The sequence below is a fragment of the Metabacillus sp. KUDC1714 genome, from assembly GCF_014217835.1.
In the GTDB taxonomy this organism is placed as follows: Bacteria; Bacillota; Bacilli; order Bacillales; family Bacillaceae; genus Metabacillus; species Metabacillus rhizosphaerae.
On record NZ_CP055263.1, the window covers coordinates 89,670 to 106,298 of the forward strand.

Annotated in this window: 13 protein-coding genes and 2 pseudogenes; 4 read left to right on the top strand and 11 right to left on the bottom strand. The window is 36.6% G+C overall.

Features of this window, described 5'->3' with window-relative positions; translation table 11 throughout:
- The first annotated feature begins 320 nt into the window (after window positions 1-320).
- Window positions 321-1,271 (top strand): DUF1385 domain-containing protein, encoded by a 951-nt coding sequence (locus tag HUW50_RS00450; RefSeq protein ID WP_185653570.1) that lies wholly within the window; start codon window positions 321-323, stop codon window positions 1,269-1,271.
- 84 nt (window positions 1,272-1,355) lie between these two features.
- Window positions 1,356-1,736 (top strand): SA1362 family protein, encoded by a 381-nt coding sequence (locus HUW50_RS00455; protein ID WP_185653571.1) that lies wholly within the window; start codon window positions 1,356-1,358, stop codon window positions 1,734-1,736.
- Here HUW50_RS00455 and HUW50_RS00460 read toward each other — a convergent pair.
- From HUW50_RS00460 to HUW50_RS00505, 10 genes and pseudogenes are all read right to left on the bottom strand, one after another.
- On the bottom strand, window positions 1,733-2,620 hold the full coding sequence (locus HUW50_RS00460) for a patatin-like phospholipase family protein (protein WP_066335264.1): 888 nt from the start codon (window positions 2,618-2,620) through the stop codon (window positions 1,733-1,735). The genes HUW50_RS00455 and HUW50_RS00460 overlap by 4 nt on opposite strands.
- Before the next feature lie 160 nt (window positions 2,621-2,780).
- Window positions 2,781-3,680 carry a nickel transporter permease gene (nikC, locus tag HUW50_RS00465; protein WP_066335262.1) on the bottom strand — a complete coding sequence of 300 codons (900 nt, stop codon included), beginning with the start codon at window positions 3,678-3,680 and terminating at the stop codon, window positions 2,781-2,783.
- A gap of 23 nt (window positions 3,681-3,703) precedes the next feature.
- Window positions 3,704-4,711: an ABC transporter permease gene (locus HUW50_RS00470; protein ID WP_185653572.1), complete on the bottom strand. Its 1,008-nt coding sequence runs from the start codon at window positions 4,709-4,711 to the stop codon at window positions 3,704-3,706.
- Window positions 4,712-4,790: 79 nt separating this feature from the next.
- Window positions 4,791-6,401, bottom strand: a complete 1,611-nt coding sequence (locus HUW50_RS00475) for an ABC transporter substrate-binding protein (RefSeq protein WP_185653573.1) — start codon at window positions 6,399-6,401, stop codon at window positions 4,791-4,793.
- A 47-nt stretch (window positions 6,402-6,448) separates the two neighbouring features.
- Window positions 6,449-7,417, bottom strand: a complete 969-nt coding sequence (locus HUW50_RS00480) for an ABC transporter ATP-binding protein (protein WP_185653574.1) — start codon at window positions 7,415-7,417, stop codon at window positions 6,449-6,451.
- Complete coding sequence (locus tag HUW50_RS00485) at window positions 7,392-8,411, bottom strand: ABC transporter ATP-binding protein (protein ID WP_185653575.1); 1,020 nt, start codon at window positions 8,409-8,411, stop codon at window positions 7,392-7,394. The genes HUW50_RS00480 and HUW50_RS00485 overlap by 26 nt, the downstream gene beginning before the upstream one ends.
- 467 nt (window positions 8,412-8,878) lie before the next feature.
- Entirely contained in the window at window positions 8,879-9,301 is a 423-nt protein-coding gene (gene mntR, locus HUW50_RS00490; protein ID WP_066335240.1) for a transcriptional regulator MntR, read from the bottom strand.
- Between the two features lie 215 nt (window positions 9,302-9,516).
- Window positions 9,517-10,635, bottom strand: a pseudogene (locus HUW50_RS00495) (hypothetical protein); the annotation flags it as partial.
- A gap of 288 nt (window positions 10,636-10,923) precedes the next feature.
- Window positions 10,924-12,363: pseudogene (locus tag HUW50_RS00500) on the bottom strand (vitamin B12-dependent ribonucleotide reductase); the annotation flags it as partial.
- 450 nt (window positions 12,364-12,813) lie between these two features.
- The gene (locus tag HUW50_RS00505) at window positions 12,814-13,650 is read right to left on the bottom strand and encodes a lipoate--protein ligase family protein (protein WP_066335237.1); all 837 of its coding nucleotides are present in this window, start codon (window positions 13,648-13,650) and stop codon (window positions 12,814-12,816) included.
- Between the two features lie 184 nt (window positions 13,651-13,834).
- Between HUW50_RS00505 and HUW50_RS00510 the strand changes: the two genes are divergently transcribed.
- Entirely contained in the window at window positions 13,835-14,218 is a 384-nt protein-coding gene (locus HUW50_RS00510; RefSeq protein WP_066335229.1) for a rhodanese-like domain-containing protein, read from the top strand.
- Between the two features lie 272 nt (window positions 14,219-14,490).
- Window positions 14,491-15,732, top strand: a complete 1,242-nt coding sequence (locus HUW50_RS00515) for a hemolysin family protein (protein ID WP_185653576.1) — start codon at window positions 14,491-14,493, stop codon at window positions 15,730-15,732.
- A gap of 124 nt (window positions 15,733-15,856) precedes the next feature.
- Here HUW50_RS00515 and HUW50_RS00520 read toward each other — a convergent pair whose 3' ends face one another.
- Window positions 15,857-16,540 (bottom strand): MerR family transcriptional regulator, encoded by a 684-nt coding sequence (locus tag HUW50_RS00520; protein ID WP_185653577.1) that lies wholly within the window; start codon window positions 16,538-16,540, stop codon window positions 15,857-15,859.
- Window positions 16,541-16,629 lie beyond the last annotated feature (89 nt).

Genomic DNA, 16,629 nt, shown 5'->3' on the forward strand with positions numbered 1-16,629 from the left:
CTATCTACACCTCCATTATTACTATGTCCATTTTTTTAAAAGACATGTTTTTTACCAAGTTTTTTATGAGAATGAAAATTACATGTCTAGTAAGTGAAAGCATGGGTATAATGTAAATAAGGGTATGATTTCCAGCCGGATTTTCTTTAGAAAACACGATATTATAAAAAATTGTGAATAAATGTCTTATTTATATGCGCTATTCTAAAATATCACTCTAGAGGTTTCCTAATAAATTCTGTATTATAGAAGTAATAGCTAAACACAGTAGTGATTGTTGTTTACTTAAGTGATAAACAGAATAGATAGGTTGGTGTCTCATGTCAATTCAAAAAAAGCCTGCATATGGTGGGCAAGCTGTTATTGAGGGTGTAATGTTCGGTGGCAAGCACCATTATGTAACTGCAATTCGAAGAAATGATCAATCGATTGATTATTTTCATTTACCAAGAAAAAGTCAACCCGTTTTATCAAAATTAAAAAAGATCCCATTTTTACGAGGGATAATTGCCATTATTGAGGCTAGTGCTAATGGCTCTAAACATTTAAATTTTGCAACTGAACGCTTTGAAGTTGATCCTGAGGATGACGAAAAGGTGTTAGAAGAAAAAAAGAACTCCGATTCCAAACTAGCGATGTGGCTCGGTATCGCAGCAGTTGGTGTTATTTCCTTTTTCTTCGGAAAAGTAATCTTTACACTTCTTCCCGTGTTCTTAGCAGCGTTTATGAAACCACTTGTTCCATCTGATTTTGGGCAAATTCTTATAGAAGGCGCTTTCAAACTATTGTTATTACTAGCATATATATATGCTATAGCCTTTACACCATTGATTAAACGTGTATTCCAATATCACGGAGCTGAACATAAAGTTATCAATGCCTATGAAAACAACTTACCACTAACTGTTGAAAACGTACAAAGCAGCTCTCGTTTACATTACAGATGTGGAAGCAGTTTCATCCTATTTACCGTTATTGTAGGTGTTTTCGTGTACACACTTGTACCATTAGATCCTTTATGGTTACGAGTTGTAAATCGCTTAGCACTCATACCAGTGGTCCTAGGCATTTCTTTTGAGGTATTGCAAATAACAAATAAGCTTCGTGATGTTCCAGTATTACGGTTTTTAGGTTACCCAGGACTTTGGCTACAGCTATTAACAACAAAAGAACCAACAGATGATCAAGTTGAAGTAGCCATTGCAAGCTTTAATGAGCTAATGCGAAAAGAAAAAGAAACAGAGACAGCATTAGCTGAACAAATTGTTTAATTTAGTCTTATGAAGGAAACGGAGACTTAAAAACTTCATATTATTTTTGTATCTTGATTGGTATCTTTTCTCGGAGGTGGTTTTATGAATCGTCGTGGGGTGAATGGATTCGTCTTTGCAATTATTTTATTAGGTGCAGTTGGACTAATAACAACTTTAGTTTCTAATCCGTTGTGGCTTTTAAAACAAATCGCGATTTATGCTGCTATAGGTTTTGGAATATATCTGATCTATCGTCTTTTTATGAGAAAGAGAATGGGCCAGGAAAATACTTCCTATGCCAAAGCGGCAAAGCAATCAAAAAGACGTTTCGATGATCGAAGTACTCGTGGTTCAAATGTCAGAAACATAACACATGCTAAAAAGTCAACAAAAACCTCTGCAATTAAAAAGAAAAAACAACCATCACATTTAACAGTGATTGAAGGAAAAAAAGGCAAAAAGAAAAACCGAGCGTTTTTCTAAAACGTCCAGCTCTTAAGAAACTCGTTCGTTCGACTTCGTCCTAGCTCAATTAGAGCTAGTTTTTTTTCTTCATTTAAATCCAACTCAGTTGAAACAATTTGATCTACAGGCAGAAAAACAATATCCTTTTCATGCCTACTGGAGATATGTCTACTATCATGAGCATCCTTCATTGTTTCAAATAAAGCACCATACATGTCAATCGCATTTTGAATCTTTCTTTTAGGCCGTTCTTTATCATTTGAGCTTAGCTTAATACCAAGGACCGGCCTTTTCTTATACGGTTTCTTACTTTGATAAAATAACCAAATCGGAAAATTACTTAGCACACCCCCATCTACAACAATATTACTACCTGTTAATGTTGCTAATCGTACTGGCTCGAAAAAATAAGGTAAGCTACAGCTCATCCGTACTGCTCTTGCAACAGAAAACGATTCTGGATTTATTCCGTATTGATGAAGATCATCAGGTAATACGATCAGCCTTCCATTTGTTAAATCAGAAGCAATAATCCGTAATGAACCTGCTGGAATATCTGCAAACGTGGAAATCCCCTTATTTTTCAACTTCGCTAAAAGCCATTCTTCTAGCTTAGCCCCTTTATATAATCCAAGATTCCAATATAATGAAATCCATTTTGTAAGAGAAAACGGAAAAAAGCTTCTTCGTTCATCTAAAAACATTTCCAAGTCAACTTCATCCATCATCTCTAAGATTTCGTCAGCTGTATACCCGGCTATAATAAACGCAGAGATAATAGAACCAGCACTCGTTCCTGCTAAGCGCTTAAATTTAAAACCGTTTTGTTCGATCGCTTGATAGGCCCCGATAAGAGCAAAACCTTTAATCCCACCACCTGATAATACACCATCAATCAACATTGTCTCCCCTCCTTTAACCTCCTACTTTATCAGTGTAAGATCAAAAAAGGGAAAATAGACCATTCAAGTGATAAGCTGAGAATTGTGAGAATGAACAAAAACCCCTGAATAGTGAGTGTTTGATTCAGGGGACAATCCATATTTTTTCATACTATCATTTTTATTGTTTCATTTTTGGATCTAATACGTCACGTAGCCCATCGCCCATTAGATTAAACCCTAAAACGGTTAACATGATGGCAAGACCGGGAAAGAAAAGAGTCCATGGTGCTTGAACCAAATATTGCTTTGAGTCAGCTAACATTTTTCCCCATTCTGGAGTTGGTGCTTGAGCTCCTAATCCAAGGAAGCCAAGTGCAGCTGCTTCAATTATTGCTGTTGCAATAGCAAGTGTACCTTGAACAATGATTGGTGTCATACTATTAGGAAGGATATGTCGAAATAATATTCTAGTGTCCTTCATGCCAACTGCTTTTGCCGCCATGATATATTCCTCCTGTTTGACACTAAGAACTTTTGACCTGACAAGACGTCCAAAGTTTGGAATATTTATTATCGCAATCGCAATTAGTGCATTTTGTAAGGATGGGCCTAAAATCGCTACTACCGCAATTGCTAGTAGTATACTTGGGAATGCTAGCATAATATCAAAGATTCGTGAAATAAATGTGTCTACCCATTTCCCATAGTAGCCAGCAACAATCCCCAAAATTGTCCCAATAACTGCTGAGGCTAACACTGAAAAAAAGCCGACCCATATAGAAATTCTCGCACCGTATACAATCCGTGAAAAGATATCTCTCCCGAAATCATCTGTTCCAAACCAATGCTCACCTGATGGCGCAAGTAATCGATTGGATAGCTCTTGTTCTTTGAAGCCATATGGAGCAATGAGAGGTGCGATTGCAGCGAGAATAATAAAAAAGATCACAATCCCTAGTCCAACAACCGCTAATTTATTTTTACAAAAAGATCGCCATGCCTCTTTCCATGGTGCTGGTAGCTCCTCATTTCCATTTTGCGATGCTAATTTAGATGTGTTTTTTGCAAGTTCAGCCACGTTTTATCCCCCCTTGCTATTTACTATTGATGATATTTTATTCGCGGATCGACAACTGCATATAACAAATCTATTATTAAGTTAATAACGACAAATATAGTAGCAATGACTAATATCCCTGATTGAATAACAGGATAATCCCGATACCCAATAGCATCATAAAGATATCGGCCAATACCTGGCCAACCAAAAATCGTTTCAGTTAAAATGGCTCCCCCTAATAAAAGACCTGTTTGTAGACCAATAACTGTTAAGACCGGGATAATAGCATTTTTCAAGGAATGCTTGTATACAACCCAAAACATCCTTACCCCTTTTGCTCTAGCTGTACGAATATAGTCTGATTTCATAACCTCCAACATTGTAGAGCGTGTCATTCTCGCGATAATGGCCATCGGTATAGTTGCTAAGGCAAAGCTAGGTAGGATGAGATGTTGGATCACTTGTCCAAATTGATCTATTCTACCTTGCAGCAAGGTATCGATTAGATATAAATTGGTTATCGCCGTTATTGGGTCCCTGACATCCTCTCTCCCTGTAGTAGGTAACCAGCCTAATTCGATCGAAAACGCCCATTGCTCCATTAACCCAAGCCAAAAAATTGGCATTGAGACACCAACTAACGCTAGGATCATAGCAAGGTAATCAAACCATGAATTTGAAAACCAGGCACTAATAATTCCAGCATTTACTCCAATAAAAATGGCAATTATCATCGCTACTAATGTTAATTCAATGGTTGCTGCTAAATATGGCCAGATTTCTTCATTAATTGGTCCTCTCGTTCTTAATGATGTTCCTAAATCTCCTAAAAAGAGGCCTTTCATATAATCAACGTATTGGATATGCCATGGTCGATCTAATCCTAATTCACTTGTTAATGTAGCAATGGCCTCCTTTGTCGCCTTTTGTCCTAGAATCACTTGTGCCGGATCACCAGGAATTGCATGAATGATTGCAAAAACAACGAGTGTCATTCCAAACAAAACGGGTATTAACGAAAAAACGCGTCGAACAGAATATGAGAACATCGACTCACCTCTTTATCAGAAACTTCACTTTTCCTTATTAGTTAACAAAAGAGGAGGCTTTTGCCCCCTTTCTACAAAACTACTTAAATTCAACCTTTGTTAAAGCTTCAGAGCCAGTTGGATGTGGGAAATAGTTTATTATGTCACTAGCTCCTGCTAATAGCGGTGTTGAGTGGACCAAAGGAACCCATGGTGCATCTTCATGAATAATTTCTTGAGATTTCTTGTACAATTCATTTCGAGTTTCTTGATCTGTTTCTGTTTGAGCCTTGATGAGCACTTCGTGTAGCTCGTCATTGCTATAATGAGAATAGTTATTACTTCCAATGCTATCTTTATCTAACAACGTATATAGGAAATTATCGGGGTCACCATTATCACCAGTCCACCCTAACATGTATGCATCAAATTCACCTTTTGCTGCCTTATCTAAATATGTCGCCCAATCGACAGATTGAATTTCGGCTTTAACACCAATTTCAGCAAATGAAGCTTGAATTACTTCAGCTACCTTCATTCCTTCAGGCATATAAGGACGAGCAACAGGCATTGCCCATAAATCCATTTCAAAGCCATCCGGATATCCTGCTTCAGTTAACAATTGTTTCGCTTTCTCTAGATCAAATGGATAATCCTCAATACCATCGTTATAGCCTTCAATAGATGGAGGCAGCGGATTTTTGGCAACTTCTGCTTTACCACCATAAAAAGCGTCAATGATTGCTTGTTTATCAACGGCATGATTCAATGCTTGACGAACAAGTTTATTATCAAATGGTGGACGATTAGTTGTAAATCCTAAGTAACCAACATTCATTGACGGACGCTCGATTAATTGCAGTTTATCATTCCCTGTTACCATTTCTTCATCAGAGTTATTAACACCATCCATTAAGTCAATTTCACCATTCACTAAAGCATTTAGACGTGCAGTATTCTCTGGAATAACGCGGAAAATAACTTGATTTAATTTTGGATAATCTTTCAACCAATAATTTTCATTCTTTTCAAGGACAATACGATCATTTTGTTTCCATTCAACAAATTTAAATGGACCTGTACCAACTGGATTTTCTCTAAACTTATCCCCATGCTTTTCAACAGCAGCAGGACTTGCGATTCCAAATGGGGACATTGCTAAATTTTTCAAAAACGGAGCTTGCGGTCTGTTAAGCACAAACTGCACAGTATATTCATCCACTGCCTTTACTTCATCAATGACATGGCCTTCTTCACCTTTAAAACCACCAAACATGGTGTAATAAGGAAAATCGTCAGCATTACCATTCATCCAACGGTTAAAGTTAAAGACAACTGCTTCAGCATTAAAGACAGTCCCATCATGAAATTCCACATCTTGGCGCAGTTTAAGTGTGTAAGTAAGAGCATCCTTAGAAACTTCCCATTCTTCAGCAAGACCTGGATGTAACGTCGTATCTTGCTCCCCATACTCAAGCAGGGTTTCAAAAATATTTTCAGTCACCTTGAATGTTTCACCTTCAGTTGTCGTTATTGGATCTAGGGATGTTGAATCCCCACCACGTCCAAATACAAGTGTGTCTTTCTTTGTTCCGCTTTCAGATGGTTTTTCTTCAGTATTAGCTTCTTGATTCGAGTTACTGCAACCTACTAGTAGTAAACTAAATGCTAAAAATGAAACGAGTAACAGCTTTAATGTCTTCTTCGTCATTAGCATATGTACCCCCGTTTGTTATTTTTTATCATAATTGCTGCAGGTCACCTATTGTATAAATGACATGCAACATAATGACCATCTAAACTGCGATATTCTGGTTTAGTCGTTTTACAGATATCCATACATACTGAACATCTAGTATGAAATGCACATCCAGAAGGTGGGTTTGAAGGACTTGGAAGTTCACCAGAGATTTGAATAGCATCACTTTTATAATCAGGATCAGGTATCGGTACTGCAGAGAGGAGAGCTTTCGTGTATGGGTGCTTTGGATCATCATAAAGAACTTCACTATTTGCTAACTCTATTAATCTCCCTAAATACATCACACCGACACGATCACTAATATGTCTTACAACACCAAGATCGTGTGCAATAAAGATGTAGGTAAGTCGGAATTCTTTTTGAATATCCTTCATTAAATTGAGAACTTGTGCTTGAATAGATACATCAAGTGCAGACACAGGCTCATCTGCAATAATCAATTTCGGCTTTGTCATCAATGCTTTTGCAATCCCTATCCGTTGACGCTGACCTCCACTGAATTGGTGTGGATATCGTCTTGCATGATAACTACTTAACCCTACGATTTCTAACATTTCTTGTACTCTTTTTTTCCGATCATCCTTTGAGCCAATTCGATGCACGATGAGAGGTTCCTCAAGTATTTTTCCAATGGGATGTCGAGGGTTTAACGAAGCATATGGATCCTGAAAAACCATTTGAATATCTCTCCGTGTCTTCCTTAATTCTGTTTTAGACATCCTTGTAATCTCTTTATCTTCGAAGCGAATCTTGCCATCACTTGCTTCAAGTAAGCGCATAAGTAGACGGCCAGTGGTTGACTTACCACATCCACTTTCACCAACAATTCCTAACGTCTCACCCTTGTTTACGAAGAATGACACATCATCCACTGCTTTTACTTCACCTTTTTTCCCTCCAAAAATACCTCCTGTAATTGGAAAGTATTTCTTCAATCCATTAACCTCCAGAAGTAACTCTGACATGATGATTAGCCTCCTCTTTATCTCTATGCAAGAAGCATCGAACTACATGGTTAGGATCATCCATTTTGTATAATTGCGGAGATGCTTCATAGCATTGACTTTCTGCTACATCACATCTTTCAGCAAACCTACAACCTTTCATCACACTTCCAGGTCTTGGTACATTTCCAGGAATACTATATAAGCGATCTTTCTTCGCTCGTAAATCGGGTACTGACTTTAAGAGGCCTATTGTGTAGGGATGCTTAGGTTCTTTTAAAATTGTGCGCACATCACCTTGTTCAACGATTTGCCCCGAATACATAACTAGCACCCGTTCACAAATATCCGCTACAACTCCCAAATCATGTGTAATAAGAATAATCGAGGTGTTCATTTTCTTATTTAACTCTTTCATTAGCGACAATATTTGTGCTTGAATTGTTACATCAAGCGCTGTTGTCGGCTCGTCCGCAATTAAAACTTGAGGATTACACGCCATTGCCATTGCGATCATAACCCTCTGTCTCATACCACCAGAAAGTTGATGAGGATGCTCGTTAATTATTTCGCTAGCCCTGGGTATTCCAACTAACGTAAGCAATTCAACTGTCCTTGCTTTCAGTTCTTTCTTTGTAAGAGTGGTATGTAATCGGAGCGCTTCAATTAATTGATTACCGATTGAGAATAGAGGATTTAGTGAAGTCATAGGTTCTTGAAAGATCATCGAGATTTGATTGCCCCGTATCTTCCTCATTTCTCTTTCCTTTAACTTCGTCAAGTCCTTCCCATCAAATTCAATCAAACCATTTACAATTTTTCCTGGGGGACATGGGATTAATCCCATTGTCGATAATGAGGTAACACTTTTACCACTTCCAGATTCTCCGACAATCCCCAATATCTCTCCTTCCATTAATTCGAAACTAATCCCATCTACTGCAGGTATTAATCTTTTATCAGAAAGAAAGGAAACTTTTAAATCTTTTACTTGAAGAATCGGTTTCTCCTTCATCTTTCCACCTGCCCATTTTAGTTTTTTTGAAAAATTTAAAACTATCAAAGTATAATGAATGCAAGTATGGACAATTATGACATACAACTTATTTCCTCATTGCTAAAATTTGTCGGAGGAGTACAATAACTTTTCGACAACTTTATAAATCCTTTTATTACTTTAAAGTAAGCTAACTTTAAAGCGTCGTATCAGTGGTGCGAGTAAATTACATTTCAATAAGCACAAAAAAAGACCTTATGGTGATTCACTCCTTAAAATTTTTTCAAAATAATATACAGGATAGTAAAAACGATATATTTCAGGTCGGTATTATTTACCTACACTTCAATCTACTATAGGTAATTATTAGGGGTTTTTTCATTAATATAATAAAAGGCTAGAGGAAATGCTCTTTGATTCCCTAATAAAAATACCCCATTAAGTAGATCTACCTACTTAATGGGGTATTTTTAATTGTTCGTATGTTATTGCTCTTCATTATTTTTTTGGATGCTACGCAATGTATCCACTCTTTGCTCATTTTCTTCAAAGTATTGAACAAGATCACCAATACGATCGATGGCATTCCAGCTTAAATGATGCTCAATTCCTTCAACATCATTGTATATTTTATCTTCGTCTACTCCGATAATTTTTAAAAATTGCTCTAGTAGGTCATGACGATAGACAAGTCTTTTCCCAGTCTTTTTCCCTTTATTCGTTAAAACAAGTCCACGATATTTTTCATAAATCAAATATTCATCTTTATCTAATTTTTGAACCATCTTTGTGACTGAGGAGGGATGAACAGCCAAAGCTTCTGCAATGTCTGAAACACGCGCATATCCTTTGTCTTCTATAAGTAAATATATTTGTTCTATATAATCTTCCATGCTTGGTGTTGGCATGCGGTCCCCTCCAAAATTGCCGATCTTTTTCAATGGCTTTTTTTCACTGTTACTGTTATTGTTTTTTTGCGTACCTTTTAAAACGAAATCATTTCAATTTTACATGAGAATTTCGTGCTTTACAAGGGATATGAAAGGCAAGCTTACTGCAATAGAATCTCGTGACATGAAAAAGGATCTGGCATAAACCAGACCCCATTTCTAAAAAGTAATTTTTATAGTCCGCATTTCAGCTGTGCGCCACAGCTAGTGCATGTGTTACAGCCCCCAAGGTCTTCAACAGTACCTTCACGACAAACCGGACATGTATTACCTACTTCATTTCCGATTGTTACATTTGTAGAACGTAGGTCGTTAATTGTATCAACTAGAACGACTTTGCTCTTTTCTTTCGTTTCGACTTCTTCAGTTTCATCAAATGTGTTATCTTCAGCTTTCAACGTTAATACTTGGGTGTCACGACTTCCATCGACATATACAGTACCACCTTTGGCACCGCCTTTATATAAACGCTCGTAAACTTTTTCAACTTGATCTACTGAATAACCTTTTGGTGCATTAACAGTTTTACTAATTGAACTATCAATCCAGCGTTGGATGACACATTGTACATCAGCATGTGCCTCTGGTGCTAATTCCATCGCAGATACAAACCATGCTGGCAGGTTGTTAGGATCTGCTTCTGGATGATTATCTAAATATTCTTGAACGATATCAGCTTTAACTTCAATAAATTTCCCAAGACGTCCACTACGGAAGTATGAGAATGAGAAGTATGGCTCGAGCCCTGTTGATACGCCAACCATTGTCCCTGTGGATCCAGTAGGAGCAACCGTTAGGAGATGTGAGTTACGAATACCGTATTCCTTAACACCATCTAAAATATCAGCAGGCATCTTACTCATAAAGCCTGTTTGTGTAAATGCTTCACGAAGGCGATTTGTTTCTGCTGTTTCTTCACCTTCCAAGAAAGGAAAACTACCCTTTTCTTTGGCTAATTCAATTGAAGCACGGTAAGCAGTTGTCGCAATTGTTTCAAATACTTTGTCAACTAGTACATTACCTTCTTCAGAACCATATTCAGTTTCACAGTAAATAAGAAGATCATGTAAGCCCATTACACCAAGTCCAACACGACGTTCACCAAGTGCTTGGTGTTTATTTTCTGGTAAGAAGTAAGGTGTTGCATCAATTACGTTATCCTGCATTCTTACACCGACTTCAACTGTTTTTATTAGTTTTTCGAAGTCAACCGTTTTTGTATCTTTATTCGCCATTTCAGCTAGGTTAACTGCTGCTAAGTTACAAACAGAATATGGCGCGAGTGGCTGTTCCAGTTTTGTTATCGTAAAGGCTTTTTATCCTCTACTTCTTACAGTTGAATTCCTGTAAGTTCAGCATATCTTTTCATCACACATCTTTCATAAACTTAATCAGTTCTTATAAGTTCATTAAGCGTATGATGTTGCGGCCTCGTGGACGGATTATATTCTGCTATGCAGGTTCACCGTCTATGCGTTGCCCCTGACTAAACTTTTACATTCAGCCTTCGGTTCGGATTCCCATCTCAGGGTTCCCGCTTTATTCCGCAATTTTTAACGTGAGGCAAACTAAGCTACTCTACCACACGGATTTGTCGCAACAACCTGTTGACCGTATGCTTTTGCATTTGTCATGTCGTTTGCGTTATCAATGAAGAAAATACCTGGCTCTGCAGAATACGTAGCACAAATATTAACTAAGTTCCAAAGCTCCTTAGCTTTGATTTTACGGTACGTGCGAACCTTGTAGCCTTGTCTCTCCCACTCACGTACATCGCCAACTTTATACCAGTTTTCGTTGTAAGCTTTCATGTTTTCTTCGTTATAGCCTTCAACATCTGGAAAACGCAATTCATAGTCAGCATCATTTTCAACAGCATCCATAAAGTCTTTTGTTAATGTAACTGAAATATTTGCTCCTGTTAGGAACTCAGAATTATGAACACTATATGTGCCGCCAGTGCGAAGCTTTATCTCTGCATCTTTAATAATTTTCTCACTAAATCCACCAGATCCAGGAATTTGCTTATAATTGATAATTCCTTGGTACATATCAATTTCTTGTTGTGTTAATGGAGTGAACTTTAATTTATCTTGAGCGTATTTTTTAATCGCTTCGTCGTTTGTGTTTTCAATCAAGTATCTTAAAATACGTGGATTTTGCATTTTCGAAATGATGAATTCGATGATGTCTGGATGCCAATCAGCTAGCATGATCATTTGGGCTCCCCTGCGACTTCCACCTTGTTCAACAAGATGAGTTAATTTCGCAATATCATCTAACCAAGATACAGATCCAGAAGATTTTCCATTAACTCCACGAGCTAGCGTGTTTCTTGGACGTAATGTTGAACCATTCGTTCCAACACCGCCGCCACGGCTCATGATCTCCATAACCTGTTTACGATGTTCTGAAATACCTTCGCGTGAATCTTTAACAAATGGCATTACATAGCAGTTAAAGTAGGTTACATCTGTTCCTGCACCCGCTCCATATAATACACGTCCAGCAGGAATAAAGTTTAGATTCACTAGTTCCTGATAGAACTTCTCGAACCATTCATTACGTTTTTCTTCAGTTGTTTCTACCGATGCTAATCCCGTTGCATTACGTTTTGCAATTTGTTCGTAAAAGATTTCAAGTGGTTTTTCAATGACGTCTAACGAGCGTTTTACAATACCTGTTTCAACTTCCTCAGGTTTGTCTAAAGAATGACGATATTCCTCGTCAATAAGTACGCTTGCTGATTTAGCTTGCCAATCAATATCTTTAATGTAACCAAGTCCTCTTGCTGGGAACTTAGGATCCTCTTTTATAGTCAGTACAACAAAGTCCCCTTCAGAAAGTGTAATTTTCTCCGTATCCTTAAACGTATAACGATCAAGCATAACAAGTCTAGAAACACCCTTATGAGTTAACTTCATATCTTTTGTAACTGGATGAACCTGTGGAAATGCAGCGATATCCTTGTTGAGCTTTTCCACATTTATGCTCATCTTTTGCTCAGTACCAACAGTCATTGTAACAACTCCTCTATCTATCTCTCTATTAAATGTTCTGATTAAATTTATCATATCCCACCACAATATTCAATATATAGTGTCTGTTTTTTTACACACAATACTACATATAGTTTTCAGGTCAACATCCTATCAATTTGTCAAATCAATAACTTATTAAAAAGCAAAGGAAAATTGAGTTTGAATAAGTTTTCGAACTAAAAAGGATGTTTTTTGAAGGATTTTGTCACTTGCATGATGAATCTTGTCGTAAAATGCTGATAAATTAAGGTTCCCCTATGTTTTTGTCGAAAAAATTACTTTTCGTCAAAATTCTACAGGTCTGACCTTCTTGTACAGTAAATATCTATTATAGAAGATATAATAAAATTTAGCATCTGTTATATTCTTTTTCCTCTATTCAAAAAGACGCATCCGTTAAGATTGCGCCCTCTCATCTAATAGTATTCTTTACCTTTTAAAATTCCATTCTTCACTTTCATACTTCTCTTTTGCTATCTTCTCAACATATTCAAGTTCTTCTTTATTTAAATCATAAGGTTCTAATTCAATATTTAAGCCTTTTTCAAAACCTTCTTTAAATGCTTTTTTCGCTTCATTAATCGTCACTGGTTCAACACGAAGCGTATTTGTTGCTACTGCTTTATTTTTGAATGCACGCTGCATTCTTTCTTTTACTTTGTCATTCGAATAGTTAAATAAGTCAAACAACATATCTTCATCCAGATCTAACAGAATCGATCCATGCTGCAAAATCACGCCTTTTTGACGAGTTTGGGCACTTCCAGCCACTTTACGCCCTTCCACTACTAGCTCATACCAAGAAGGAGCATCAAAGCAAACAGCTGAACGCGGTGATTTCAACCCTTGCTTTTCCTCTTCAGTACGTGGAATTGCAAAATACGCATCTAGCCCAAGGTTTTTAAAACCTTCTAAAATTCCTTCAGAGATCACTCTGTATGCCTCTGTTACTGTCTTTGGCATTTCTGGGTGCTCCTCAGAAACGATAACACTGTATGTTAACTCTTTGTCATGTAGTACACCTCGACCACCTGTAGGTCTTCTAACAAATCCGAGTCCATATTTTTTTACAGCATCTAAATTTATCTCTTTTTCAACCTTTTGAAAGTATCCAATCGAAAGTGTTGCAGGATCCCAGCCGTAAAATCTAATCGTAGGGGGAATCTTCCCTTCACTATGCCATTCTAATAATGCTTCATCCAAAGCCATATTAAAGGATGGTGAGCAGTTGCCAGAATCAATATATCGCCAAACTTCTTTCGTCATATGTAACCCTTCTTTGTATATGAATTTTACTATTTTAGTCTAGCAGAACTTTAGAGAGTTGAAAATAATATTGCATGTTATCTAATGACATTTAAGACAAGCTCTTATATAATAAGAATGGTCTACATTAGAGTTCATTTGAGCTTACAAACAAGAATAACATATATAAAAGGGGTCGAGCACTTTGACAACAACTTGGTTACTTATTATTTTATTAGCAGCGATTATTGGTTACTCTGCTTTTACTTTTTTCTACCAACGTAAGATTATGAAACATTTATCAGAAGAAGAATTCCGTGCTGGCTACCGTAAAGCACAATTAATTGATGTTCGTGAGCCTAACGAATTTGAAGGCGGTCATATTTTAGGTGCAAGAAACATTCCACTTTCACAATTACGTCAACGTCATAAAGAAATCCGTACAGACCAACCCGTTTACTTCTACTGCCAAAACACAGTTCGCAGTGGCCGTGCAGCACAAATGCTAAAAAGAAAAGGCTACAGTAATTTACATTGTTTAAAAGGCGGCTTTAAAGGCTGGACAGGAAAAGTTAAAAAGAAGAAATAGCTTAACCAACTAAATACAAACAAACCGAAGCAGACGCAAATCATTCATTCTTATGACTTTCATAAGCTGTGAAAAAGTCTGCTTCTTTTTTTGAGTTTTGAATCTAAAAGGAAAATGGATGATTTGAGAATAGAAATAGGTTTACTAACATAACGATAGTCAGCATTAAATATATTTCAAAGTAATAATATCGCTTTTCAGATATAAAAAGTTACTTAAGGGTAAAGTACAATTATTCAAAAATTTTATCATCTATATTGGAGGAGTATTAAGTGTTCATTGCAATACTGTTTTTTCTACTAATGTCTTTTTTCTTATCAGGAAGTGAGACAGCTTTAACCGCCGTCAATAAAATGAAATTAAAAACGAGAGCAGATAACAATGATAAAAAGTCTCAAGCTCTACTTAAACTTGTGTCTAAACCAGATGAATTAATTACAAGCATCCTGATTGGTAATAACATCGCAAACATCATGTTGCCTACTCTCGTTACAATTATCGCGATTGAATATGGGTTTAATGTAGGTTTAGCTACTGGTATCTTAACAGTTGTACTTATTATTTTTGCGGAAGTTTTACCAAAATCGATTGCAGCATCTTTTGCTGACAAAATCTCCTACATCGTTTTTCCAGTCATCAGGGTTATCCTTTTCATTTTCAAACCGTTAACATTTCTATTATCGAGGTTTACACGTCTTGTCGTAAAAATGTTATCGAAGGATGGAAAAGTATCTGCTTCTATATCTAGAGAAGAATTAATTACAATGGTCAATATCGCTACTTCCGAGGGTACGTTGCAAAATGAGGAAACTCGATTAATTAAAGGTGCTATTGATTTTTATGATCTAGATGTCCGAGATGCATTAAAAACACCTAGAACGGAAATTCAAGGTATTCCCTCTGAAGCGACTTTTGAGGAATCACGTGAAATTGTTTTAAATGGAAGTCATACCCGCTACCCAGTCTACAAGGAAAATATGGATCATATTGTTGGTGTATTACATTCAAAGTCTTTACTTACATGGTCATTAGAACCATCTAAAAAACTAGAAGACTTTATTGATAATGACCCTCTCTTTGTTTTTGAATTTCATTCAATAGAAAAGGTCTTTAAATTAATGCTTAAAAAAAGAAGACATTTAGCCATTGTTTTGGATGAGTATGGCGGCACAAAGGGTATCATTAGTCATGAAGATATTATCGAAGCCATGATTGGACAAGATATTAATGATGAAACAGATGAAGATGAGGAAGTTTTGATTGATGAATTAACAAATTCCCATGTTATTTGTAACGGTAAACTAGCTCTGAGACGCTTAAACGAGGCTTTCAAAACGAAAATACCTGAAGATGAGGACATTCTTACCGGATTTCTACTAAAAGAATTGGGACGTTTTCCAAATGAGGGTGAAACGTATGAATACCATCACCTACATTTCGATATTCAAAAAGTTGAAGAAAACAAGCTAAAAAAAATAAAGATAACAAAAAAAACTGCAGCTGGTGAGGAATAAAGAGGATGACTCAAAACCAAAGGGTCAGACCCCACTAATACAAATATATAGCCCTTAATGGAAATGAAAGTGCTATATATTGGTATTGTTGTGTGGGGTCAGACCCTTTCCGAGTCAACCTCTTTTATTTTGCAAAGCCCATTATTTGCTTAATCATAGCTAAGCCAGATCTTTGTTCATGTTTAATACGTTCTTGCCGGTTTTGATGCTGCTTAATAAATGCTAAGAAGCGCTCCTCACGTTCATCAGTTTGTTTCAGGACAAGCTCACGTTCTCTACGAACTTCTTCCTTATATAATTCACGCTCGATTTCCGACGTATCAGATAAAGCTGTAATCATTTCTTGAACATCAGAAAATTCAATGCGCGCAACCTCTGTTTGCAGCTTTGACGTTTCTGCAATTTGTTGATTTACAGAGTGAATAACGTTTTCCTCTAACTGCTTTAAGCGATCATTTAATTTTAAAACATCTTGAACTTCCATTGATTCAATAAATGAAGTAATCTTCGAAAGAGATTCTTTAATGTCTGTAACTGCTTCTTCATCTACTTGTGATTTCATTTTAGGTTCAGTTCCATTTTGATTTTGCAATAACTGCTTAATTGTCTGCACATCCATATGGCTATCTTTCAACGATTTAATTTTCCGAAATAATTCAATATTTTCAGCAGTAAGTAGTCTTGCGTTTTTCTCATCTCTTTCAATTTTAATAAACTCCGAAAATTCTTCTTCCCAATTTTTTAAAATAAACGCTTTTTCACCAACAAGAGCAGCCGCCTTTGATATGGTTATATATTTTGTTGCCAATCTATCCACCAACCTTTTTATATTTTTCTTAAACTAGTAATTCTTCAAAGGCACTATGAAATTCCTTCACATCGACAAAGGTTCTAAAA

What these genes read in the sequence shown, in the direction of transcription:
- HUW50_RS00475 (WP_185653573.1), bottom strand. Translation starts at nt 6,401, where the DNA reads ATGACGAAGAAGACATTAAAGCTGTTACTCGTTTCATTTTTAGCATTT.
- HUW50_RS00455 (WP_185653571.1), top strand. Translation starts at nt 1,356, where the DNA reads ATGAATCGTCGTGGGGTGAATGGATTCGTCTTTGCAATTATTTTATTA.
- mntR (WP_066335240.1), bottom strand. Translation starts at nt 9,301, where the DNA reads ATGCCAACACCAAGCATGGAAGATTATATAGAACAAATATATTTACTT.
- HUW50_RS00450 (WP_185653570.1), top strand. Translation starts at nt 321, where the DNA reads ATGTCAATTCAAAAAAAGCCTGCATATGGTGGGCAAGCTGTTATTGAG.
- HUW50_RS00480 (WP_185653574.1), bottom strand. Translation starts at nt 7,417, where the DNA reads ATGTCAGAGTTACTTCTGGAGGTTAATGGATTGAAGAAATACTTTCCA.
- HUW50_RS00485 (WP_185653575.1), bottom strand. Translation starts at nt 8,411, where the DNA reads ATGAAGGAGAAACCGATTCTTCAAGTAAAAGATTTAAAAGTTTCCTTT.
- HUW50_RS00505 (WP_066335237.1), bottom strand. Translation starts at nt 13,650, where the DNA reads ATGACGAAAGAAGTTTGGCGATATATTGATTCTGGCAACTGCTCACCA.
- HUW50_RS00470 (WP_185653572.1), bottom strand. Translation starts at nt 4,711, where the DNA reads ATGTTCTCATATTCTGTTCGACGCGTTTTTTCGTTAATACCCGTTTTG.
- HUW50_RS00460 (WP_066335264.1), bottom strand. Translation starts at nt 2,620, where the DNA reads ATGTTGATTGATGGTGTATTATCAGGTGGTGGGATTAAAGGTTTTGCT.